Origin of the sequence: Arcobacter vandammei, from assembly GCF_016106035.1 — a bacterium.
Lineage (GTDB): Bacteria > Campylobacterota > Campylobacteria > Campylobacterales > Arcobacteraceae > Aliarcobacter > Aliarcobacter vandammei.
The window spans coordinates 63,025-87,042 of the sequence record NZ_JADKPZ010000005.1; the positions used below are offsets into that span (position 1 = coordinate 63,025).

A 24,018-nucleotide genomic window follows, 5' to 3' on the forward strand; every position below is an offset into this window, starting at 1 on the left:
TTTTCTTTGGATTATACAAAGTTTTACTATAATACATTTTTAAAAAAAAGGTTTATAATGTTGATTTTATCTAGGTTTTCTGGAGTTTTGATTTTTTTAAGTTTTATTTTTGGTGTATATTCTTATTTTTTTGATAGTAGCTTAAAACTTATTTCAATTTTTTGTATTTGGATAGCTTCTTTTTTATTATTTTTTACAATCAAAGCCAAAAAACTAACTTTAATTCTTCTTTCTTTTTCTTTTTTGGCTTTTATTTATAGCTATTTAAATGGTTTTTATATAGATTTTACAAAAGCTTTTAGTATAAATTTAAATCTTTTATTGCTTCTTATAGCTGTAGGATTTTTAAAATTAATAGCAACTCCAAGAAGTGAAAAAAATATTGAACTTCCAAGTGGAAAAGCATCATTTATAAAAACTTATCTAAGTATTCATCTTTTTGGTTCTATCATAAATATCTCATCTTTGCTTTTAGTTGCAGATAAAATGTACAAAAAAACAAAGCTCTCGCCACTACAAATTATTGTTTTGACAAGATCATTTGCAAGTGATGCTTACTGGTCACCATTTTTTGTGGCATTTGCAGCAGCATTAACTTATGCTCCAAATCTAAATACCTTCTCAATACTCTCTTTTGGGCTATTCTTAGCACTTTCTAGTTTTGTTTTGACATATTTTGAAGTTACAAAAAGTAAGTTTGAAATAGAAAGTTTTAGTGGTTACCCTCTCTCTTTGCAAACTTTGTACTTACCACTTCTTTTAGCTTTTTTTGTTTTAATAACTCACTATATATATGAAGATTTACAAATAATTTTACTAATATCATCTTTTGCATTTTTACTTACAGTATTGATTTTACCTATAAAAAAGGGTTTCAAAGATAGTTTTAAAATTCTAAAATTTCATATTATAGATGACTTACCAAAAATGAAGAATGAAATTTCACTTTTTTTAGTAGCTGGACTTTTTGGAATATTTATAGGAAGTGTACTTTTAGGAGTAGATTTTAAATTGCCTTTTGAGATTTTTGATTATAAAGTGGCTTCTATTGTTCTTTTACTATTTATAATTTTGGCTTTTATTGGAATTCACCCAATAATATCTATATCAATCTTTGCAGATTTTTTTAATAATGCAAATCATACTCTTCTTGCTATGACTTTTTTGATGGCTTGGGCAACAACTGTAAGTACTTCTCCAATATCAGGGCTAAATCTTACAATGAGTGCAAGATACTCTTGTAGTGCAAAAGAGATTTTTAAACTAAATATATTTTATGCTATGAAGATGTATTTTGTTTGTGTTGTTTTACTTTTTGTTATGTCGAGGTTTTTGGGAATTTAAATCAAAAAAGGAAGAGTTTTAGTTTATAACTCTTCTTGCAGTCCAGTAAGTATCTTTATAAAACTTTTTATCTAGTTTTGTATATTGAATTCCTTTAACAGAGGCATGTAAAAACTCTCCATTTCCAGTATAAACTCCAACATGCTTATCAACTTTACTTGTTTTGAAGAATACTAAATCTCCTGGTTGAAGCTCAGATTTTTTAATCTCAATTCCTTCATTTACTTGAGTAACTGTAGATCTTGAAAGTGCATAATTGAACTTCTCTTTAAACATTTTTTGTGTAAATGCAGAACAGTCTATTGTTCCATTATTTCCTGTTCCACCCATTTTATATTTTATATGTTTTGTTTCATTATAAAAATCTGTAAATACCTTTTTCTTTTGACCTACATTTGAATAAGCATAACTTGTTAAATTATGATCTGAAATATTTGAATTTGTATTTTTTGATAGACTTGATACAGTAGTTTTATTTGTTTGTTTTACTACTTGTTTTTTATTGTTACTTGTAGATACTATCTTCTTATTTGTTGGAATTTTTGTAGTTTTTACCTGCTTTGTATTATTCTTTACTTTTGCCTTTACCTCTTTTTTAGTCTCTTTTTGTGTTTTGTTCTTTTGGCTTGACTGCTTTTGAGTTGTTTGTTTCTGAGTTATCTGTTTTTGAGTTTTTGAGTTTGTTGTTTTATTAGTTGAATTTGTTTTTGTATTATTTGCATATAAGCTTGTTTGTAAACCTAAAAGCAGTAAAAGTAATGTGGTTATGAATGAAATTCTTTTTATCATTTTTTATCCTAATAATTTTATTTAAAAACTCTTTGAGCTTTCCAGTAGCTTTTTGCAAAATAAGTATTATCTAATTCAGAAATAGTTACACCAATTTTTGTTGAAGCATGCATAAACTTTCCATCTTCAATATATATCCCTACATGGTTTGTTTTTCCAGTTTTAAAGAAAACCAAATCACCCATTTGAAGTTCATTTTTATTAATAGATTTTCCAATTTGAGCTTGTTCACCTGTACTTCTTGGTAGTGTAAGGTTAAATTTCTCTTTTAAAGCTTTTTGCACAAATCCAGAACAATCTATTCCACTTTTTGAAGTTCCACCAAGTTTATATCTTACACCTTCCCAATTAGTGTAAAAATCAAACAAATTATCATTTATTTTCGCTTGCTTAGAAGTGTAGTTAATTTTGCTGTTAAAAACATCAAGCTTTTTTGTTTTATTCACATTTAAATTTTTGTTTACAGGGTAAGTTGCTTTTTCGTGTACAGAAGCCTGTTTTTGGGCATTTTGATACTTAGAAACATCTACTCTTTCTTCACTTGTTTTGTAAGAACAACCTGTGAACAATAGGGTACTAAGTAGTGTAATAAGAAAAATATTACTAGCTTTCATATGGTTTAACTCCCCTTTTTTTTAGTGAAAAAATTTATTTATCTTAGTAAAAAATAGTAAATATGTCAAGTCTAAAAAATTAAATAGTATAATGAACTTTTATTTTACGGGGGTTGAAATGTTGAAAATTTTAAAAATTGTACCAATAATTTTTCTATTAAATTCTTGTATTTCTACAAAAAATACTTTAAATAATAATAATTTTAGTAATTTTGATAAGAAAAATACTTATGATTATTGTTCAAAATTTTCTTATATTGCAAATGTAAATGATGAAAAATATAAGAAACTTTTTATTGAATATATAAATTTAGATTCAAGTTGCAAATGGAATGGATTAGCAAGAGGTTTTTTTGTATCTTTAATTAAAGAAGATTTAAATGCTAAATCATTTGACTTAGTAGAGAGATTTGATTATAAAAATGTTGAAATAAGTACATATATAATAGATAACAAATATTATATTGATATAGTAAATGAATTTGGTGTTTTTGATGATAGATTAATTATAGATTTTAGTGGTATTTATACAGATGAGATTTTATTAAGAAATGGTACTATTAATAAATATAAGAGTTATCCTAGATTGGATTTTAATTACAATAAAAGTTTAGTTAGGTTTAATTTTATAAATAACTATTTTTCAAGAGATAGTGAAAGTTTTAGAGATTAAAGGATATTTATGGAAAAAGGTTCAGCATTATCATCATTGGTTTTAGGTTTTTTTATCTTTTTAGGATTGATTAGCTTAGGATATTTTGTATCAACAGCTTTTTTAAAGACAAAAGATATGGAAAGAACAGTTATTGTAAAAGGTTTATCAGAAAAAGAGGCTTTGGCAAATGTTGTTATTATGCCAATTAAAATAAGTCAAACAGGAAATGACTTTGAAGCTCTAAGCAAGAAAATAAATAGTGATACAGAATTTATTATAGAGTTTTTTAAAGAAAATGGAATAAAAGCAGAAGATATAAATTTAGGTTTAACTTCAGTTGTTGATAAAATGGCAAATGAGTACTCTAATCAAGAGTTTTCAATGAGATATTTGGCCTCAAGAGTTATTAATATATATAGTAGTGAAGTAGAAAAAGTAAGAGCTTTAGGTGGGAAATTATCGGAGCTTTCTCAAAAAGGTATTTTGTTTAAAACTGATGATTATGATACAAAAATTGAGTATATTTATACAAAATTAAATGATATAAAGCCATCTATGATTGAAGAAGCAACAGCAAATGCAAGAGAAGTTGCACAAAAATTTGCTCAAGATTCAAATAGTAAACTTGGAAAAATTAAAAAAGCCACACAAGGACAAGTTGAAATGAATAGTAGAGATAAAAATAGTGAGCATATAAAAACTCTAAGAGTTGTTGTTACAGTTGAATATTATTTGAATGATTAAGAGATAGTTTTATCTATCTCTTAAACTATTATTTTTATAAGTTTGCCTTTGCAAACTCTAAAGCAGCCTTTTTTGCTTCTTCTATTTTACTTATATCTTTTCCACCAGCAGTTGCAAAATCTGGTCTTCCACCACCATTTCCACCAACTATTGAAGCTATATTTTTTATCCAATCTCCAGCTTTTATATTTGTATTTTTACTTCCAGCTACTAATAAAACTTTGTCATCTTTTGCTTGAAGAAGTAAAATTGCCACTTTTTCATTTGCATTTTTACTATCATCAACAATTTTCTTTAAATCTCCATTTTCTACAATACTAACTATTAGTTTAGTATCTCCAATAAGTTCTTCATTTACAGGTGTAGAAGTTTGGCTTTGAGCATTTTTAAGCTCATTTCTAAGCTCTTTTATCTCATTTTTAAGCTTTTTAACACCTGCTAGTAAATCATTTGATTTAATTTCTGCTTGAAGTTCATTTATTTTATTCATTTGGTCTTTTGTATATTTAAATGCACTCGCTCCAACAACAGCTTCTATTCTTCGTATACCTGCACTAACACCAGACTCTTTTACTATATAAAAGCTTCCAATGTCAGCTGTATTTTTTACATGTGTTCCACCACAAAATTCAATAGAAACATCTCCACCAAAGCTAATAACTCTAACAACATCTCCATATTTCTCACCAAACATAGCTATTGCACCTTTTTTCTTTGCAATTTCCAATGGTAATTCTTCTACAACTCCAGCTAAAGCTCTATTTATCATAGAGTTTACTAAATCTTCAACTTCATCTATTTGAGAAGTAGTCATAGCTTTTGGATATGTAAAGTCAAATCTAAGCTTTAAATCATCATTGTAAGATCCAGCTTGTGAAACACTATCTCCTAAAACCATTTTTAAAGCACTTTGAAGTAAGTGAGTTGCACTATGATGTTTTGCAACTTCATATCTATTTATTACAACTGCTTCAACTTTTTGATTTTGTGATAGTTTTATATTTGAAACATCAACTTTTGATAGATTTAGATTATGGAATTTTGAAGTCTCAAGAACCATAATATTATGTCCATCAATTTCTAATGCACCAATATCACCATTTTGTCCACCACTTGTTGCATAAAATGGAGTTTTATCTAGCAGTACCCAACCTTTTTGATTTTCTAAACTATTTACTTCTTTAAAATTATCATCAAGTAAAGCCAAAATTTTTGAAGAGTAAGAGATATTTGTATATCCTACAAACTCATTTTGTCCATATTTTTCAAGTAAAGCTTTGAAATCTCCTTCATTTGAAGTATCTCCACTTCCTTTCCAAGCAGCTTTAGCCATAGCTTTTTGATTATTCATTAGCTCTTCAAACTTTTCTAAATCAACTTTTAAACCTTTGTCTTTTAGCATATCTTCTGTTAAATCAAGTGGAAAACCATAAGTATCATAAAGTTTAAATGCAACTTCACCACTAAAAATAGTTTTTGTATTTTCTAACTCTTCATTAAATAGAGTGATTCCAGCCTCAATAGTTTTAAAAAATCTCTCTTCTTCAAGAGTAAATTGCTCTTTTATGTAGTTTGAATTTTCTTTAAGCTCTACATAATGCTCTCCCATAATACTTACTAAAGTATCAACAAGTTTTGCCATAAAAGGTTTTCTAATACCTAATAAATATCCATGTCTTACAGCTCTTCTTAAAATTCTTCTTAAAACATAAGGACGACCTTCATTTCCAAAAAGTATTCCTTGACTTAGCATAAATGAACAAGCTCTTAAGTGGTCAGCAATTACTCTAAATGAACCAATACTCTCTTTAGTAGCTTTTTTATTTGCAACTTTTTCTAAAGCTTCGATAATTGGCTTAAAGTTTGAAGAGTCAAAGTTATTTAGAACTCCTTCTTTTATCGCAATTACTCTTTCAAGTCCCATTCCCGTGTCAATAGATGGTTTAGGAAGTGGAATAAGTTCACCACTTTTTGTTCTCTCATATTGCATAAAAACAAGATTCCAAATCTCTAAAAATCTATCTCCATCTCCACCCATTTTATCTTCTGGACTTGAAAAATACTCAGAACCTTGATCATAGAAAATTTCACTACAAGGACCACAAGCTCCTGTATCTCCCATTGACCAGAAATTATCTTTATCTCCAAATCTCATAATTCTACTTGGGTCTATATATTTTGTCCAAATATTAAAAGCCTCATCATCGCTGTCATGAACTGTTACCCATAGTTTTTCTATTGGAAGTGCAAGATTTACTGTTATAAACTCCCAAGCATAAGAGATTGCATCTTCTTTAAAGTAATCTCCAAAAGAGAAATTCCCAAGCATCTCAAATAAAGTGTGATGACGCGCTGTGTAACCTACATTCTCAAGGTCATTATGTTTTCCACCAGCTCTTACACATAGTTGGCAAGAAGTAGCTCTTTTATTTTCTGGTGCTGGAATATTTCCTGTAAAAATATCTTTAAACTGTACCATTCCAGCATTTGTAAACATCAAAGTCGGGTCATCAGGAACAAGTGGCATAGATGATACTACTTCATGTCCTTTAGTTTTAAAAAATTCTAAATACTCTTTTCTAATATCCATATAATTCTTTCCATTTTTTATGAAATTTTTCTTATTTTATCAAAAAAAATATTTACTCTTGATTAGTTAAAATTATCTAAAATAAAAGAAGATTTAAGTTTTTTATAGGTAAAATCAAAACACTTTATTAGAAGAGAGTATCTAGTAGAGTTTTTGATTAAAATTTAAAACTAATAATAAGGATAAAAAATGGGTAAATATATAGAATTAACATCGGCTAATTTTGATGAAGTAACAAGCAAAGGTGTATCAATGGTAGATTTCTGGGCTCCTTGGTGTGGGCCTTGTAGAATGATTGCTCCAGTTATTGATGAATTAGCAGGAGATTTTGAAGGAAAAGCAAATATTTGTAAAGTAAATACAGATGAAGAGCAAGATTTAGCTGTAAAATATGGAGTTAGATCAATTCCTACAATTATCTTTGTAAAAGATGGACAAGTTGTAGACCAAATGATTGGTGCTTCTTCAAAACAAGCATTCACGGATAAAATTAACTCTTTACTATAATTGGTAAAGAAAAGAGAAAAAAAGGAAGGTGTTTTTCATCTTCCTTTTTTTAATTAAAGATATTTAAGAGAGATATAAAATATTAAATGATAAAATTTTTCCATTATATCTTTCAGCATAATTTTGCTTTTTGGATATTTTAGTATCATCACAAAAAATATTTGGATGAATTTATATAAAAAAATAAAAGGAGTCAAGATGTTGGATTTAGCTATTATTGGTGGAGGACCAGCTGGTTTAACTGCAGGTTTATATGCTACAAGAGGTGGTTTAAACAATGTTGTAATGTTTGAAATGGGAATGCCAGGTGGTCAAATTACAGGTTCTAGTGAAATAGAAAATTACCCTGGACAAGGTCCTGTTATGACTGGTATGGATTTAATGGCTACATGGCCTGAACAATGCCAAAAATTTGGTCTTAAACATGAAATGGCAGAAGTTTCAAAAATCTCAAAAGTTGGAGAAACTTTTAAAATTACAACAGGTGATAATAGAGAGTTTGAAGCAAAAAGTGTTTTAATGGCAACAGGTTCAGTTCCAAGACGAGCTGGATTTAATGGAGAAAATGAGTTCTTTGGAAGAGGAGTTTCTACTTGTGCTACTTGTGATGGATTCTTTTATAGAGGAAAAGAAGTAGCAGTTATTGGTGGTGGAGATTCAGCTTTAGAAGAGGCTTACTACTTATCAAAAATGTGTAAAAAAGTATATTTAGTACACAGACGTGATACTTATAGAGCAGCTCCTAGTACAATAGAACATATGAAAAATGCTGAAAATATTGAAGAAGTTACAAATGTAAGTGTTGAAGAAGTTTATGGTGATGCAAGTGGAGTTTTAGGGCTTAAAGTAAAATGTAATAAAACAGGTGAAATAAGAGATTTACCAACTCCTGGAGTATTTGTATTTGTTGGAAGAAATGTACTAAATGCACCATTAAAACAAGATGACGGAAGCTTCTTATGTAATCTTAGTGAAAATGGTGAAGTTATCGTTGATTTAAAAATGAGAACAAACATAAAAGGGCTTTATGCAGCTGGAGATATTAGAATTGATGCAGCTAAACAAGTTGTTTGTGCAGCTGGTGATGGAGCTACAGCTGCTGTTGATATAATTGAATATTTAGGATAAATAGAATGATAAAAATAGGTATTTTAGGAAGTACAGGAAGAGTTGGGACTCTTTTAATTGATGATTTAAAAAATGATACAGAAGCAAAATTAGCTTGTGTTCATGTTTTTGATAAAATTGAAAAAGTTTTACCAGAAGATACAGTTGTAACAAATGATATAAAAGTCGTATTTGATGAGAGTGATGTAATTATTGATTTCTCAAGCCCTGTTGCAACTGAAGAGCTTTTAAATGCAGTTATTGAAGGTGGAAAAAGAAAAGCACTTGTAATTGCAACAACTGGATTAAACAAGCACCAGCAAAACCTACTTCTTGAAGCTAGTAAGCTTGTACCTATTTTATATGCTACAAATATGAGTTTAGGAGTTGCAGTTTTAAATAGACTTGTAGCTCTTGCTTCTAAAACATTAAGAGATTTTGATATAGAAATAGTTGAGCAACACCATAGACACAAAGTTGATTCACCTTCAGGAACAGCATTAACTCTTGCTGAACATGCTGTAAGTGCTAGAGATTTAGAGCTTGATAGTGTAAGAGTATCAGGAAGAGATGGGCAAATTGGAGCTAGAACTAAAGATGAAATTGCTGTTATGGCATTAAGAGGTGGTGATATTGTAGGTCGTCATACTGTTGGTTTTTATAACGATGGCGAGTTTTTGGAGTTGAATCATACAGCAACTGCAAGAAATACTTTTTCAAAAGGTGCTATTAGGGTTGCAAAATGGATAGTGAATAAAGATGCAAATCTTTACTCAATTAACGATGCTTTAGGATTATAATATGTGTGCAATAGTTGGAATATATGGAAATGAAAATGCTGCTAGACTAGCTTCAATATCTCTTTTTGCGATGCAACATCGTGGACAAGAAGCAACAGGTATATCATCTTCTTGTAATGGAAAAATATATACAAAAAAAGATAGAGGTTTGGTTTCTGAAGTTTTTAATGATGAAGCTTTAGAGTACTTAAAAGGAAATATGGCAATTGGTCATAATAGATATGCAACTGCTGGAAGTGATTCAGTTTTAGATGCACAACCTGTTTATGCGAAGTATAAACTAGGAGAAATATCTATTGTTCATAATGGAAATCTAATAAATAAAGATGAAGTTAGAAATGATTTGATTGATAAAGGTGCTATTTTCCAAACTGGAATGGATACAGAAAACTTAATTCACTTAATTGCGAAAAACTCAAAAGATCACTTAAGAGATAGAATTATTGAGGCTTTAAATAGAACTATTGGAGCATACTGTTTTATAGTTCAAAGTAGAAGTAAACAGTTTGTAATAAGAGATAGATATGGAATTAGACCTCTGTCTTTAGGAAAATTAAAAAGTGGTGGTTATATAGTTGCTAGTGAAACTTGTGCTTTTGATTTAGTAGGTGCTGAGTTTATAAGAGATGTAAGACCAGGAGAAATGCTTATTTTTAGTGAAGAAGATGATATTGAATCTGTTCAACTTTTTGAACCAGAGTTTAGACCTTGTGCTTTTGAATATGTATATTTTGCAAGACCAGATTCTGTAATAGACGGTAAAAATGTATATACAACAAGAGAAAATATGGGTAAAGCACTAGCTAGAAATGATGCAAATAGTAAAATAAAATATGATATGGTTGTACCAGTTCCTGATAGTGGAGTTCCTGCAGCTTTAGGATATTCAGCTCAAAGTGGAATACCTTTTAAGTATGGAATTATAAGAAATCACTATATTGGAAGAACATTTATTGAACCAACTCAAGAGATGAGAAACTTAAAAGTAAAAATGAAACTAAGTCCTATGAGTTCTATTATTGCTGGGAAAACTCTGCTTGTAATTGATGATTCAATTGTAAGAGGAACAACTTCAAAAAGAATAGTAAAAATGCTAAAAGAAGCAGGTGCAAAAGAGGTTCATTTTAGAGTTGCAAGTCCTGAGATAAAATTCCCTTGTTTTTATGGAATAGATACTCCAACAAGAGAGGAGCTAATATCTACTCAAATGACAAAAGATGAAGTTTGTAAATATATAGAGGCTGATAGTTTAGAGTACCTTTCAATAGAGGACTTAGTAAGCGCAATAGGAGATGATAGACACTATGCACTTGAAAGTTTTGACGGAGACTATTTCGTAAAAGCATAATGAGAAAAAATTTAAAAGAAGTATTGACTATTGGTCGATACTTCAAAAACAAATTCAAAGAAAAAGTTTATAAAGTTCCAATTTCAATATCTGGATTTACTTGCCCAAATATAGATGGTACAAAGGCAAAAGGTGGTTGTTCTTTTTGTGAAAATGACTCTTTTAGCCCAAATTTACAAGAGAAAAAAACAAAATTCAAACTAAACCCAAATATAGAAGAAAATCCTTTTTTAGAAAATCAATTAAAACAGTTAGAGATGCAATTTCTTGCTACGAAAAAGAGGCTAGAAAATAAATTTGGTGCAAAAAAATTTATAGTATATTTTCAATCTTTTACAAATACTTATGCTCCGCTTAGCACTTTAAAAGCTTTATATGAAAAAGCTCTTAGTTTTGAAGGTGTTTTAGGGCTTAGTATAGGGACTAGAACAGATTGTGTAAGTGATGAGATTTTGGATTATTTGCTTGATTTATCAAAACAAAAAGAGATTTGGATAGAGTATGGAATACAAAGCTTTTTTCAAAAAACACTTGATAAAATAAATCGTGCAGATGATGTTGAAAATATGAGATACTGGATAAAAAGAACAAAAGATAAGGGCTTAAATGTTTGTGGGCATTTAATCTATGGTTTACCAGATGAAACTCAAGAGATGATGTTGGAGACTTTTAGACAAACAGTTGATTTAAAAGTTGATAGTATTAAATTTCATCCACTTTATGTGGTAAAACATACACTTCTTACAAATGAGTTTAAAAAAGGTAGATTTACACCTATAAGTGAAGAGTTATATATTGATACAGTTGTAAAATCTATTGTAGCTTTGCCAGAAAATATCTCTGTTCAAAGAGTAACAGCTGGAATAGATGATAATTCACTTTTATCTCCAATGTGGTGTAAAAATAAACATCAACAGATGAAAAATATTAGAGAGGCTTTGGAAGAGAGAGGATTTAATTATTAAGTAGCAAATGCTACTTAATTTTTAAAAGATAATCAACAACATTTTCTACAAAAGCATCGTGTTTTCTATCTTTTCTATATGCAATATATAGTTTTCTTATCATTTTTTGATTACCAATTCTTGATTCATATAAAGCACCAGCTTTTAATAAAGATTCTATTGCATTTCTTGAAACAATAGAAACTGTTGGAGTATCGTTTTTATCAGAGTGTAGAACAGTTTGAACTATTGTTGTAGCACTTGTAACTTCACTTGTTACATTGAAAGTATCACAATCAGGATAATTTGCTTTTTCAAGAGAATCTTTAAATAATAGTCTAGTATTTGATTCAGGATTTCTGCAAACCCATTTATAAGATACTAAATCTTCAGCTTTAGCTTTTGTTGGAAGTTTTTGATTAGAAAATATTACAATTTCATCTTCCATCCACTCTCTATAAATAATATCATCATTTGCAATATAGTTTTCAACTAAAGCAATATCAATTTTTTTATCAAGTAAATCTTCTATTGCTTCGTGTGAAACAGAAACATTTATAGATACATCATTTCTAATATTTTCTTTTAAATTATTTAAAAATCTAGGAAGAATATAATTTCCTATAATAAAACTAGCACCAAATATAAAAGTAGTGCTTTTATTCATAATTTTTAACAGTTCTTTTTCTGCATTACTTACACACTTTTCTATTTTAAGTGCTATTCCATGAAGAATTTGCCCCTCTTTTGTAAGTTTTATACCATTTTTCTTTCTATCAACAATTTGAACATCTAAATAGTCTTCGATAAATTTCATTTGTTGAGTAACAGCTGGTTGTGAAATTCCTAGTTTTGCTGATGCTTTTGAAAAAGACTTCTCTCTTACAACAGTTAAAAAAGTCTCCAATTTAGCAAAATCATTAAGCATTCAATTCTCCATAAATAAATTATCATAATAATAACATTTATTTATATATAGAATAATTAAAGGAAATATCCAATTTATAATTCTTATGGTATAATCTATATTTATTGGAGAAAAAATGTCTGAAAATTTACTATATTCATTAAACGATTCACAAAAAGTTGCCGCTCAACATATAGATGGACCACTTTTGATTTTAGCTGGAGCTGGAAGTGGAAAAACAAAAACTATTACCACAAGATTAGCTTTTTTAATTTCAATTGGAATAGATCCAAAATCTATTTTGACTTTAACTTTTACAAATAAAGCTGCAAACGAGATGAGAGAAAGAGCATATTTTCTTTTAGATTCAGCAGAGTTAAATACACCACCACTTTTATGTACATTTCACAAATTTGGATTACTTTTTTTAAAATTTTATATAAGTGAATTGGACAGAAAAAATAACTTTATTATAATAGATAGTGATGATAAAAGAAGAGTTTTAAAATCTATAAATAAAGATATTCCATCAGCACTATTGGGAAGTGAAATATCAAAATATAAAAACTCAATAATGACTCCAGCAGAAGTAAAAGCACAAGCACAAGGTAAACTTTATACAGAAATTGCAGATATTTATGCTTCTTATGAAGAGCATTTGCTTAAAAATAATCTTGTTGATTTTGATGATTTACTTCTTTTACCATATAAAATTTTAAAAAATAATCAAACTTTAGCAGAACAAATAAGTAGTAAGTACCAATACATAATGGTAGATGAGTATCAAGATACAAATGAGCTTCAATATAGACTTTTAAGACTTCTTTGTAGCTCTCATGATAATCTTTGTGTAGTTGGTGATGATGACCAAAGTATTTATGGCTGGAGAGGTGCAACTATTAAAAATATTTTAAATTTTAATGAACATTTTGAAAAGGCAACAATAGTAAAACTCGAAGAAAATTATCGTTCTACTGATACTATTTTGCTTCATGCAAATGCTTTGATTGAACATAATCGTGATAGATTAGGTAAAAAACTTGTAGGAACAAAAGATAAAGGTAGTTCTATTAAAATTTATGAATCAAGTGATGAAAATGATGAGACAAGAAAGATAGTTGAAGATATAAAAAAACTTATATCAAGTGGTGAAAATGCAAAAGATATAGCAATTTTATTTAGAGTAAATGCTTTATCAAGATCACTTGAAGAAGGTTTTAATAAAGCAGGATTGAATTATAAACTTGTTGGTGGAATGAAATTCTACGAAAGAACAGAGATAAAAGATTTAATAGCATATTTTAGAATTTTGACAAACTTAAGCGATAATTTCTCTATAAAAAGGGTTATAAATAAACCAAAAAGAGGAATAGGAGCAACAACCATAGATAAGCTTGAAGAAAAAGCAAACGAGCTTAATATATCTATTTTTGATTTAATCCAAGACTCAACACCTGATGAATTAAGTGCTGTTGTTGGTAAAAAAAATTCAAGAACATTAAAAGTTTTTGAAGCTTCTATTTTAGACTTAAGAGAGCTTATGTCTGAATCAAGAATGAGATTATTAGATAGTTTTGAAGACACTTTTGATTATAGAGCTTCTTATGATAATCTTCCAGATGGTTTTGAAAGACAAGCCAATATTGATGAGTTTTATGGATATATTAGAGATTATTTTATACAAAATCCTCATTTAGATTTAAAAGATTTTTTAAATGAAATTGCACTTGAAAGTCAAAATGATGAGTATTCAAATGAAGCTGTTTCTATGATGAGTATTCACGCTTCAAAAGGATTAGAGTTTAAACACCTTTTTATAATTGGGCTTGAAGAGGGATTTTTCCCAATCATTGGAGATGGAACAGATTTAGAAGAAGAGAGACGACTAGGATATGTTGCATTTACAAGAGCTATGGATAATTTAACTCTATCTTTTGTTCATTCAAGATTTTATAAAGGGAAAAGAACTCAACTAAATAAAAGTAGATTTTTAGTAGAAAGTGGTTTGGTAAAAGGAAGCTTAGTAATAGAAAAGAGTTCTGGATTTAAAAAAGGTGATATGGTAAGCCATAAGATTTTTGGTCAAGGAAGAGTTGAAAAAGCTGTTAGTGCTGGAAAAGATTATAAGCTTACAATTAATTTTGGTGGGCAAAAAAGAGATATATTATCTTCTTTTGTGGAAAAAAATTAAGGGATATTTTTGCAAAAAAGAGTTTATGAAAAAGGTGAGATAAATAAGCTTTTTGTTGTAAATAAGCCAATGTTTATTAGCTCAAATTTCTATTTAAATAAGATAAAAAGAGCTTATAAAAATAAAAAAGCAGGTTTTAGTGGAACACTTGACCCTTTTGCAAAAGGTTGTTTGATAGTTGCATTTGGGCAATATGCGAAGCTTTTTAAATACTTAGAAAAAACACCAAAGGTTTATAAAGCAGTTGTTTGGCTAGGAGTTGAATCTGAATCTTTTGATATTGAAAGAATTTCTAATATAGGTTTAGAAAAAAGATTTGAAAATATTTTTATAAAAAATGAGATAGAAAAATTAAAAGGAAAAATAGATTATATTCCTCCAAAATTTTCAGCAAAAAGAGTAAATGGATTAAAGGCTTATGAATTAGCTAGAGAGGGCTTAGAATTTGAACTAAAAGCTTCAACAATGGAGGTTTTTGATATAAAGTTTATACATTATAATCACCCTTTTATTACTTTTGAAGCAAAAGTTAGTGAGGGTAGCTATATAAGATCTTTAGCTCAAAAATTTTTAGAAAATATAAATTCAAAAGGAACTTTAAGTTATCTTGAAAGGATTTGTGAGGGAAAATTTCATTTTGATAATCATAAAGAGTTAAATCCTCTTGATTTTATTGATTTACCAAAAAACAGATATAGCGGAACAAAAGAGTGGTTGGAAGTTGGAAGAAGAATAGGCAAAGATTATTTGAGTATAAAAGATAATGGAAAATATATTATAGAAGTTGATTCATTTTTTTCAATCATTGAAATTATTGGTGATGAAGTAAAATATCTTTTAAATAAAGTTCCAAAAATAAAAGAGGGAAAATGATTAAAAAATCATATGCAAAGGTAAATATTTTTTTAAAAATAGTTGGAATAAAAGATAATTATCACCTTTTAGCTTCAAGATTTGTACTTGTAAAAAACCTTTTTGATGAAGTTTCTTTTATCAAAAAAAATGTAGAAAGTTTTACTTTGGAGGGAAATTTTTCTTGCTCTTTAGAGAAAAATACAGTTTATAAAGCTTATAAAGAGTTAGAACAATATGAGAAAGTAAAAGATTTTTTTCAATCTCATATTGTAAAAATTGATAAAAATATTCCAGAGTTCGCAGGACTTGGTGGTGGAAGTTCAAATGCTGCAACCTTTTTAAATATGGTAAATAGTGCTTGTTCTTTGAATTTGAGTAAAGATGAACTAGCAAAAATTGGAGCAAAAATTGGAGCAGATGTTCCTTTTTTTGTATATGAATATGATAGTGCAAATGTTAGTGGAGTTGGAGAAGAGGTTGTTGAGTTTAAAGAAGAGTGCTTAGATATTGAGGTTATTACACCCAAAATTGCTTGTGATACAGGAAAAATTTATAAAACATTCAGAGAAAAATTTTATAAAGAGTTATCTAAAGATAAAGCTAAAGAGCTTTTTGCTACAAATTCAATAGATATTTTAAATAACTTAAAGATAGAAAATGCAAATGATTTGTATCTTCCAGCTTTAAGTTTAAGCGAAAATCTAAAAGATTATGCCAAAGATGGTTGGTTTTTTAGTGGTAGCGGAAGTTCATTTTTTAGGATAAACAATGGCAAAAGTTAAAGAGAAAAAAAATTTGGTTTTTAGAAATAAAAAAGCTTTTCATGATTTCACAATCTTAGATAGTTTAGAAGCTGGAATTATGCTTGAAGGAAGTGAAGTAAAAGCTATAAGAGAAGGAAGAGTAAACTTAAAAGACTCTTTTGTAAGAATTATAAAAGGTGAAGTTTTTTTATTAAATGCTCATATTTCGCATCTTAGCACTACTCATAGTACATATAGACCTGATGAAAGAAGAGCTAGAAAATTACTTTTGCACTCAAAACAAATAGGAAAGATGTATGCAAAAGTTACAAAAGAGGGTATAACTTTAGTGTGTACAAAACTATATTTTAATGATAAAAATATGATAAAAGTGGAAGTAGCAACTGCTCAAGGTAAAAAACTTCACGATAAAAGAGAAGCATTAAAAGAAAAGACTATGAAAAGAGATACTCAAATTATTCTAAAATCTTATAAATAAGATAATTTTTCTCCTGATTTTATTATCAAAAAAATCGATAAAAATAGCATATAGTCGTTAATTAATTGTTAATTTTTTTGTTACTTTTAAGTTTGCCTTTGATATTATTTTGCCTAATGAGTGACATATTTGTGACTTGTATATAAAAACTGTAGGAGGAAATTGATGCAAAACAGTGCACAAATTGAGTATGACTACTCTGTTGCTAAGTGTTTTACATTTACAACAATCTTGTTTGGTATCATTGGTATGACAATTGGTGTTGTACTTGCTTTTCAATTAGCTTTTCCAGAGCTAAACTATTTGGCTGGAGAATATGGTACATTTAGTAGATTAAGACCATTGCACACAAATGGTGTAGCATTTGGATTTACACTAAGTGGAGTTTTTGCTGGATGGTATTATATATCTCAAAGGGTATTAAAAGTTTCATTAAAAGAGTCTCCTTTTTTAATGGTTATTGCTAAATTACACTTTTGGTTATATTTTATAACAATTCTTTTAGCTGTTGTTACACTATTTATGGGATATACAACTTCAAAAGAGTATGCTGAACTTGAGTGGCCATTAGACATTTTAGTTGTTCTTTGGTGGGTTTTATGGGGAATTTCAATTTTTGGAATTATTGGAATTAGAAGAGAAAGAACTATTTATGTTTCTATTTGGTATTTCATTGCTACATTTATAGCAATTGCAATGCTTTATTTATTTAATAATATGGAAGTTCCAACTGCACTTGTAAGTGGATATGGTTCATGGATGCACTCTGTTTCTATGTATTCAGGTACAAATGATGCTATTGTTCAATGGTGGTATGGACACAATGCTGTTGCATTCGTATTTACTACTCCAATTATTGCATTAATTTACTACTTCTTACCAAAAGAATCAGGACAAAATGTTTATTCATATAAATTATCAATCCTAGCTTTCTGGGGATTATTATTTGTATATTTATGGGCTGGTGGACACCACTTAATTTACACAACTGTTCCAGATTGGATGCAAACTATGGGTTCAGTTATGTCTGTTGTTTTAATTTTACCATCATGGGGATCTGCTATTAATATGCTTTTAACTATGAAAGGTGAGTGGAATCAGTTACAATCTAATACATTAATTAAATTTATGGTTTTAGCTTCAACATTCTATATGTTAAGTACTATTGAAGGACCAATTCAAGCTATTAAATCAGTAAATGCTATTGCACACTTTACAGACTGGATTCCAGGACACGTTCATGATGGAGTTTTAGGTTGGGTTGTATTTATGGTTATGGCAGCACTATTCCATATGGTTCCTAGAATGTTCAAAAGAGAGTTATACTCAAAATCATTGATGGAAACTCAATTCTGGTTACAAACAGTTGGAATTGTTTTATACTTTACATCTATGTGGATTGCAGGTATTACTCAAGGTATGATGTGGAGAGCTTATGATGAGTATGGTTCATTAGTTTACTCATTTATTGATACAGTTACAGTGTTACATCCATACTACACAATTAGAGCAGTTGGTGGGTTAATGTATTTAATCGGATTCTTTATGTTTGCTTATAACATCTATAAAACAATTAGATGTGGAAGAGTATTAGATAAAGAACCAGCAAATGCAACTCCAGTAGCAGCTTAAGAAAGGGGAGAAAATGTTTCATTGGTTAGAACAAAGACCGTTTTTCTTTGCGGTAATGGTATTTTTATTTGTTGCATTTGCTGGAGTTATAGAAGCAATTCCTGATTTTGCAAAACAAGCAAGACCAACTGTTGGTACAAAACCTTATAGTGTTTTAGAACTTGCAGGAAGACAAGTGTATATTAAAGATTCATGTAATGCTTGTCACTCTCAGTTAATCAGACCATTTAAAGCTGAAACTGATAGATACGGAATGTACTCATTAAGTGGAGAGTATGCTTATGATAGACCATTTTTATGGGGATCAAAAAGAACTGGACCAGACTTAATGAGAGTTGGAAATTATAGAACTACAGATTGGCATGAAAACCATATGTGGGATCCTAAGGCTGTTGTTCCTGGAAGTGTTATGCCAGCATACAAACACCATTTTACAAATATAGCAGATGTTGAAACAGCATATGCTGAAGCTTATACAGTAAAAACTGTATTCAATACTCCTTATGATCAAGAAGGTATGCCAAAACTTGGAACTTTAGAAGAAGCAAAAGCTGCTCTTTTAGAAGAAGCAAAAGTTATTGCTGCTGATATGAAAAATGAGAAAGTTAAACAAGCTGTTGCAAATGGTCAGGTTCCTGAAATAGTTGCGTTAATTGCATATTTAAATTCTTTAAAATAGAGGTTAATGATGGATTATGAAACATTGATGACATTGCAAGGTTATGCTAAATTCTTTTTGATTTTAGTTGTATTTATTCTTTTCTATTCTTATGCTTATTCTATTTATAAAAGGGATAAAACAGGAGAGAGAGATTTTGAAAAATATTCAAAGCTTGTACATGATGATTCAAGTGTTTCAGAGCCTCTTGAAGAAAGAGATATAAAAAAAGATATAGGTAATAAGGAGAAATAACATGAAATCTATGGTTATAGGTGGAATAATTCTTATCATCGCATTAATGGCAGGAACTTACTTTGTAGCAGGTGATGCTTTTATTAGTGATGATTATATTAATGCTTTAACATTTTTAGGGGCAACGGCAATTATTACAATTACAACGTTCGTAGCATTAAAATATGTTAATCAGATGAAAAATGATACTGCAAGTGGAGAACTTGTAAGTGAAAAATGGGATGGAATTGGTGAGTATAAAAACCCTGTTCCTACTGGTTGGGCTTTTGCTTTTATAGGTGTTATTGTTTGGATGTTTTGGTACTTCACAGTTGGTTATCCAATTAATGGGTTCTCTCAAATTGGTCAATGGAATGAAGAGACAAATGAATATAATTCTAAGTTTGAGCAAAAATGGGTAAATCCTAGTGAAGATACTTTAAAAGCTATGGGACAATCTGTTTTCTTAGTACAATGTGCACCTTGTCATGGTGTTGATGCTGAGGGAATTAATGGTAAAGCTCAAAACTTAACAAAAAGAATTTCTAAAGAACAAGTTGAGTTTACAATTAGAAATGGTTCAAATCACCTTGTAAACTCTTTCCCAGGTGGAATGCCTCCAATGATGCTAACAGAAGATGCTGATATTGATGCAGTTAGTACTTATGTTGCAGGTGGATTTAAAGGTGAACAACCTGCTATGTATGCAACTTGTGCAGCTTGTCATGGAGATAATGGAGAAGGTATGCCATTTGTTGGTCCAAATATTAATTCTTATGATGATGCTTTAGTAATGGCTGTATTAAAAGATGGTAAAAAAGGTTTTATTGGACATATGCCAAGTTTTAATGAGAGATTAAATGAGACTCAAGAAAAAGCTTTAGCTTCATATATTAGAAGCTTAGGAGGAAAATAATGGCTGGAAATACTCAAATGAATGAAAATGAAAGAGGAGTTTTTAAACTACATGGAATAACTGGAATGTTAATAGCTGTTGTACTGCTTTTATCTATTCTTGTAATTTTAGTTTATAATGGTCTTTTAGTTCAACAAAGAGAAGCAACAAATGCTTACCAAATTAATCAGGACTTAAATGCATTAAAAGCAAATAGTCCAGATAACCATAAACATTACCAATTAATTGGTAATGGTAAATAAGGAGTAAAGTATGGAAAGATTAATTACTATTTTACTTTTAATTTCTGCACTAATGACAATCTATTATGCTTTCTTTGATGAAGCAAAAGTATTTGTTGGTTAAATGAGAAGTTATAATTTTTTAAAAGTAGGGGTGATTTTTTCACTTCTACTTTTTTTATATACAAATAGTTTAGCACAAGGTATTATCTTAAAAGATGATGGATTAATTGATGTTAGAGCAAAAGAGAAGATTATAGAAATTGGAAATGAAGTTAAATCTAAACTTGGTGTAAATAGTTATATTTATGCAACTAAGGGTTTTGGTTTGGAATCAAATATTAAAACTAAAGAAAAAATAGAATATATTAAAAAAATTGAAGAAGACATTTTAAAAGGACTAGAAAATCCTTATGTACTACTAACAATTTCATTAGAAGATACACATGTAAACTTATATACAAGTGATAATTTAAAAAATATAATAGATAAAAATGATATTTTAAATGATTATGTTGTGCCACTTTTGGCTTCACAAGATAAAAATACAATGGCATCGAAAATAAGTGCAGCTGTTTTAAATGGATATTCTGCAATTATTGATAAATTATCTGAAGAAAAAAATATAAAAATAGAAAGCAATATTGGAAATCAAGGAAAAGTTGCAAGTACACTATGGAGAGTTTTTGTCTATTTTATATTATTGTCAGCTCTTTTAGCAATTGTATATTCAATACTTAAAAAGAGAAAATAATATGAGAAAAAGAAATTACTGGCCACTATTTTTTATAGCAATTTTTGGTTTTACTGTTTATATGATTATTTGGACAATAGTTCAAGCTAGTAAAGCACCAGTTATTGAAGATAAAAGTTTTATTAAAAAATATCAGTTTGTAGATGAAAACTATAATAATATTATGAATTCTAATGCAAATTTTTTAGAAAAATATAATTTAGAGTTTGATTTAAATGGAAAAGTTTTTCCACTTACAACTGAAGATATTAAATTTGGGCAAAGAGTAATTGAAAAATATTCAAGCCATAAAGACATCTTAAATGTTGGAACAAATAACATTAAATTGTTTGTAATAAATAGAGCTACAAATGAAAAAATGCCTTTAGCTATTGATTTGATTGTTACAAAAAATATGTCAAATGATGGTGAAGTAAGCCTGAAAAATGAGAATTTTTCAAATAATGAAAATATTTATAACACAAAATTTGAAATAACTGATCCTGTAAATTGGATAATTACAGGTAGTTTTAAGATTGAAAATAGCACAGGATATATTTTTATTAAAACAAATGCTAAATAAAAAATCCCTTCTAATTTTCCCTACACAAAGAGCAATAAGAGCTTATTTAGATAGACAAAAAAATCTAAATACTCTTTTGCCTACTTGTCTTACAATTGATGATTTTTTAAAAAAGTCTATATACTTTGAAAATAAAATATATTGTGATGAAGAACAACGAACACTACTTTTACATGAAGCAGTTAAAGATATTGATATAAAAAAGTTAGGAATTAGTAGTAGTTTTACAAAATTTTTGAGTCAAAGTGAGTATATTTATAGATTTTTTTTAGAAATCTCAAGCGAAAATATTGAAATAAATGAGATAAAGACAAAAGATACTTATGAATTTTATGGTGAACATTTATCAATTTTAGATGAAATTCTAAAAAATTATAAAGCACTACTGGATAAGAATCTTTTTGTTGATAGAGTAAATTTAAGAGAGAATTATAAAATAAATAGTGATTTTATAGATAGATTTATTGATATTACAATTTATTTTGAGGGTTATTTTACAAAAACAGAATTTGAGATAATTGAGAAAGTATCAAAGATAAAAGAGCTTAAAATTGAGCTTTTTTCAAATATTTATAATCAAAAATCTATAGAAAGTTTTACTAATTTGGGCTTTGATTTAAAATTAAATTGTAAATATCTTTTGAATATTAGTTCTAAAAATATTTTAAAAGAAGAAGCTTTTGATAATGAAGCAAAAAATATAGAAATAAAAGGTTTTTCTTCGAGGCTAAATCAAATATCTTATATAAAATCTTCGATAGTTTCTTGTGTTGAAAATGGAATAAATCCACAAAATATTGCCGTTGTTTTACCTGATGAAAGTTTTGTAAAAAGTTTAGAAATATTTGATAATGAACAATATTTTAACTTTGCAATGGGAAAAACTATTATCAATAAGAATTTATATCAAAAAGTAAATGCAATATATAGTTTTTTATTGGAAGATGATTTAAAAAATATTGAAAATTTGAAATTTTTAAATATTGAAAAAGAGTTTGTTGAAAAAGATATAAAAGCTTTTTGGAATAGATATTGTACAAAAGATAAATTTATTGAAATAACAAATTATTTTAAAAATAATGAAACAAATAATGAGTTATTAGAAAAATACGAAGAGCTAATATTTAAGCTTCAAACAATACTATTTACCCAAAACTTTGAATTAAAATTAAAAGATGTTTTTAAAATATTTTTACAAAAATTAGCAAAAATAACTTTAGACGATGCACATTCAGGAAAAGTTACAGTTATGGGTTTATTAGAAACAAGATTGATAAATTTTGATGCTGTTATTATTTGTGATTTTAATGATGAATTTGTCCCAAAACTATCATCAAAAGATAAGTTTTTATCAACAAAGATAAAAAATATGGCAAATTTACCTACTAAATTTGATAGAGAAAATCTTCAGAAATACTACTATAAAAGATTACTTGATAACTCAAAAAATCTATTTGTATCGTTTGTAAATTCACAAAATTCACAAATTTCGAGATTTGCAAATGAATTATTTTCTAAAAAGATTGATAGTTCTTCAAACGATAAGAGTTATGAGGGTATTTTATATAATAATAGTTTTTTAAATTATAGTGATGAGATTATTGAAGAAAAAATTGATTTAACAAAAATATCTTGGTCTGCAAGTAGCTTAAAGAAATTTTTAGATTGTAGAAGAAAGTACTATTTAGAAAATATTTTAAAAATTAAAAATCATAAAATATCCTTAGTTCCTGAAAATTTTGAGTTAGGAAGCATAATTCATAAGATTTTAGAAGAGCTAATTAAAAGTGGAAATAAGGATAAAAAGTATTTGGATGAACTGTTTATTAAATATGGTAAAACAAATCCATTTTTAGTTTTAGATTTAGAGGTTTATAGAGAAAAACTGTATGATTTTTTAGATTTTGAGAAAAAAAGAGTAAATGTAAAAAATATCGATTTAGAAAAGAATTTTAATACCTTTTTTAATGGAATAGCTATAAATGGAGTAATTGATAGAGTTGATTTAAATGATAGTATATATGAGTTAATTGATTATAAAACTTCAAAGAATTTAAGTATTGATACAGAAAAAACTTATGAAAAAAGCCATGATTTTCAACTAGAATTTTATTATATAGGTGCAAAAGAACTTTATAAAGCAGATGAGATAAGAGCTTATTATTTTTCACTTTATGATACTTTATTAAAAGAAGAGATAATGCTAGAAAAAAAATTGGAGTTATTAAGTTCTGTTTTTGATGAGTTAAAAGAGTTATCAAAAGAAAAAATATCATTTTCTAAGTGTGAAAATAGAGCAATATGTGAGTTCTGTAACTATAAAATAATCTGTAACAGATAGGAAGTAAGAAGATTATTAATAAATTTTATGATAAAATCTTGTATTTTAAATAAAGGATTTTAT

At 28.0% G+C, this 24,018-nt stretch carries 24 protein-coding genes; 20 read left to right on the forward strand and 4 right to left on the reverse strand.

The genetic code is table 11. The annotated features are described in order from the left end of the window. The first annotated feature begins 57 nt into the window (after positions 1–57). Complete coding sequence (locus IQC44_RS03950; RefSeq protein ID WP_198304981.1) at positions 58–1,344, forward strand: tellurium resistance protein TerC; 1,287 nt, start codon at positions 58–60, stop codon at positions 1,342–1,344. Between the two features lie 18 nt (positions 1,345–1,362). On the opposite strand, the gene IQC44_RS03955 is transcribed toward IQC44_RS03950, so the two are convergent. Both IQC44_RS03955 and IQC44_RS03960 read right to left on the reverse strand, forming a co-directional pair. Continuing rightward, complete coding sequence (locus tag IQC44_RS03955; protein WP_198304983.1) at positions 1,363–2,133, reverse strand: C40 family peptidase; 771 nt, start codon at positions 2,131–2,133, stop codon at positions 1,363–1,365. Between the two features lie 17 nt (positions 2,134–2,150). Further along, positions 2,151–2,747 (reverse strand): NlpC/P60 family protein, encoded by a 597-nt coding sequence (locus tag IQC44_RS03960; RefSeq protein ID WP_198304985.1) that lies wholly within the window; start codon positions 2,745–2,747, stop codon positions 2,151–2,153. A 118-nt stretch (positions 2,748–2,865) separates the two neighbouring features. Between IQC44_RS03960 and IQC44_RS03965 the strand changes: the two genes are divergently transcribed. Both IQC44_RS03965 and IQC44_RS03970 read left to right on the forward strand, forming a co-directional pair. Beyond that, positions 2,866–3,420: a hypothetical protein gene (locus IQC44_RS03965; RefSeq protein ID WP_198304986.1), complete on the forward strand. Its 555-nt coding sequence runs from the start codon at positions 2,866–2,868 to the stop codon at positions 3,418–3,420. A gap of 9 nt (positions 3,421–3,429) precedes the next feature. Beyond that, positions 3,430–4,146 (forward strand): SIMPL domain-containing protein, encoded by a 717-nt coding sequence (locus IQC44_RS03970; protein WP_198304988.1) that lies wholly within the window; start codon positions 3,430–3,432, stop codon positions 4,144–4,146. A gap of 34 nt (positions 4,147–4,180) precedes the next feature. Here IQC44_RS03970 and alaS read toward each other — a convergent pair whose 3' ends face one another. Further along, the gene (gene alaS, locus IQC44_RS03975) at positions 4,181–6,736 is read right to left on the reverse strand and encodes an alanine--tRNA ligase (RefSeq protein ID WP_198304991.1); all 2,556 of its coding nucleotides are present in this window, start codon (positions 6,734–6,736) and stop codon (positions 4,181–4,183) included. A gap of 189 nt (positions 6,737–6,925) precedes the next feature. Here alaS and trxA point away from each other — a divergent pair, with 189 nt between their 5' ends. The 5 genes from trxA to mnmL all read left to right on the forward strand — a co-directional run bounded on the left by trxA (position 6,926) and on the right by mnmL (position 11,463). Next, positions 6,926–7,243 carry a thioredoxin gene (gene trxA, locus IQC44_RS03980; RefSeq protein ID WP_198304993.1) on the forward strand — a complete coding sequence of 106 codons (318 nt, stop codon included), beginning with the start codon at positions 6,926–6,928 and terminating at the stop codon, positions 7,241–7,243. A 198-nt stretch (positions 7,244–7,441) separates the two neighbouring features. Further along, positions 7,442–8,371: a thioredoxin-disulfide reductase gene (trxB, locus tag IQC44_RS03985; protein WP_198304995.1), complete on the forward strand. Its 930-nt coding sequence runs from the start codon at positions 7,442–7,444 to the stop codon at positions 8,369–8,371. A gap of 5 nt (positions 8,372–8,376) precedes the next feature. Further along, positions 8,377–9,150 (forward strand): 4-hydroxy-tetrahydrodipicolinate reductase, encoded by a 774-nt coding sequence (gene dapB, locus IQC44_RS03990; protein WP_198304997.1) that lies wholly within the window; start codon positions 8,377–8,379, stop codon positions 9,148–9,150. 1 nt (position 9,151) lies between these two features. Further along, positions 9,152–10,498: an amidophosphoribosyltransferase gene (gene purF / locus IQC44_RS03995; RefSeq protein WP_198304999.1), complete on the forward strand. Its 1,347-nt coding sequence runs from the start codon at positions 9,152–9,154 to the stop codon at positions 10,496–10,498. Next, positions 10,498–11,463, forward strand: coding sequence for a tRNA modification radical SAM protein MnmL/YtqA (gene mnmL, locus IQC44_RS04000; protein WP_198305000.1), 966 nt, complete (start codon positions 10,498–10,500; stop codon positions 11,461–11,463). The genes purF and mnmL overlap by 1 nt, the downstream gene beginning before the upstream one ends. A 10-nt stretch (positions 11,464–11,473) precedes the next feature. Here the strand turns inward: mnmL and IQC44_RS04005 are convergent, their stop codons facing one another. Then, a complete protein-coding gene (locus IQC44_RS04005; RefSeq protein WP_198305001.1) occupies positions 11,474–12,370 on the reverse strand; it encodes a LysR family transcriptional regulator in 897 nt (298 codons plus the stop codon). 115 nt (positions 12,371–12,485) lie between these two features. Here IQC44_RS04005 and IQC44_RS04010 point away from each other — a divergent pair, with 115 nt between their 5' ends. The 12 genes from IQC44_RS04010 to IQC44_RS04065 all read left to right on the forward strand — a co-directional run bounded on the left by IQC44_RS04010 (position 12,486) and on the right by IQC44_RS04065 (position 23,955). Further along, positions 12,486–14,540, forward strand: a complete 2,055-nt coding sequence (locus IQC44_RS04010) for an ATP-dependent helicase (protein ID WP_198305002.1) — start codon at positions 12,486–12,488, stop codon at positions 14,538–14,540. 9 nt (positions 14,541–14,549) lie between these two features. Further along, complete coding sequence (gene truB / locus IQC44_RS04015) at positions 14,550–15,413, forward strand: tRNA pseudouridine(55) synthase TruB (protein ID WP_198305003.1); 864 nt, start codon at positions 14,550–14,552, stop codon at positions 15,411–15,413. Beyond that, positions 15,410–16,177 carry a 4-(cytidine 5'-diphospho)-2-C-methyl-D-erythritol kinase gene (locus IQC44_RS04020; protein WP_198305004.1) on the forward strand — a complete coding sequence of 256 codons (768 nt, stop codon included), beginning with the start codon at positions 15,410–15,412 and terminating at the stop codon, positions 16,175–16,177. The genes truB and IQC44_RS04020 overlap by 4 nt, the downstream gene beginning before the upstream one ends. Then, positions 16,164–16,637, forward strand: coding sequence for an SsrA-binding protein SmpB (gene smpB, locus IQC44_RS04025; RefSeq protein ID WP_198305009.1), 474 nt, complete (start codon positions 16,164–16,166; stop codon positions 16,635–16,637). The genes IQC44_RS04020 and smpB overlap by 14 nt, the downstream gene beginning before the upstream one ends. A 165-nt stretch (positions 16,638–16,802) precedes the next feature. Beyond that, the gene (gene ccoN / locus IQC44_RS04030) at positions 16,803–18,269 is read left to right on the forward strand and encodes a cytochrome-c oxidase, cbb3-type subunit I (RefSeq protein WP_198305011.1); all 1,467 of its coding nucleotides are present in this window, start codon (positions 16,803–16,805) and stop codon (positions 18,267–18,269) included. A gap of 13 nt (positions 18,270–18,282) precedes the next feature. Continuing rightward, positions 18,283–18,948 (forward strand): cytochrome-c oxidase, cbb3-type subunit II, encoded by a 666-nt coding sequence (ccoO, locus tag IQC44_RS04035; RefSeq protein WP_198305013.1) that lies wholly within the window; start codon positions 18,283–18,285, stop codon positions 18,946–18,948. Positions 18,949–18,957: 9 nt separating this feature from the next. Next, positions 18,958–19,182, forward strand: coding sequence for a cbb3-type cytochrome oxidase subunit 3 (locus tag IQC44_RS04040; RefSeq protein ID WP_198305015.1), 225 nt, complete (start codon positions 18,958–18,960; stop codon positions 19,180–19,182). A 1-nt stretch (position 19,183) separates the two neighbouring features. Next, a complete protein-coding gene (locus IQC44_RS04045; protein WP_198305016.1) occupies positions 19,184–20,077 on the forward strand; it encodes a c-type cytochrome in 894 nt (297 codons plus the stop codon). Then, on the forward strand, positions 20,077–20,319 hold the full coding sequence (locus IQC44_RS04050; protein ID WP_198305017.1) for a DUF4006 family protein: 243 nt from the start codon (positions 20,077–20,079) through the stop codon (positions 20,317–20,319). Before IQC44_RS04045 ends, IQC44_RS04050 begins: the two co-directional genes overlap by 1 nt. 103 nt (positions 20,320–20,422) lie before the next feature. Beyond that, the gene (locus IQC44_RS04055) at positions 20,423–21,052 is read left to right on the forward strand and encodes a hypothetical protein (RefSeq protein ID WP_198305018.1); all 630 of its coding nucleotides are present in this window, start codon (positions 20,423–20,425) and stop codon (positions 21,050–21,052) included. Between the two features lies 1 nt (position 21,053). Further along, positions 21,054–21,614, forward strand: coding sequence for a hypothetical protein (locus tag IQC44_RS04060; protein WP_198305019.1), 561 nt, complete (start codon positions 21,054–21,056; stop codon positions 21,612–21,614). Further along, a complete protein-coding gene (locus IQC44_RS04065; RefSeq protein WP_228286252.1) occupies positions 21,568–23,955 on the forward strand; it encodes a PD-(D/E)XK nuclease family protein in 2,388 nt (795 codons plus the stop codon). Before IQC44_RS04060 ends, IQC44_RS04065 begins: the two co-directional genes overlap by 47 nt. Positions 23,956–24,018 lie beyond the last annotated feature (63 nt).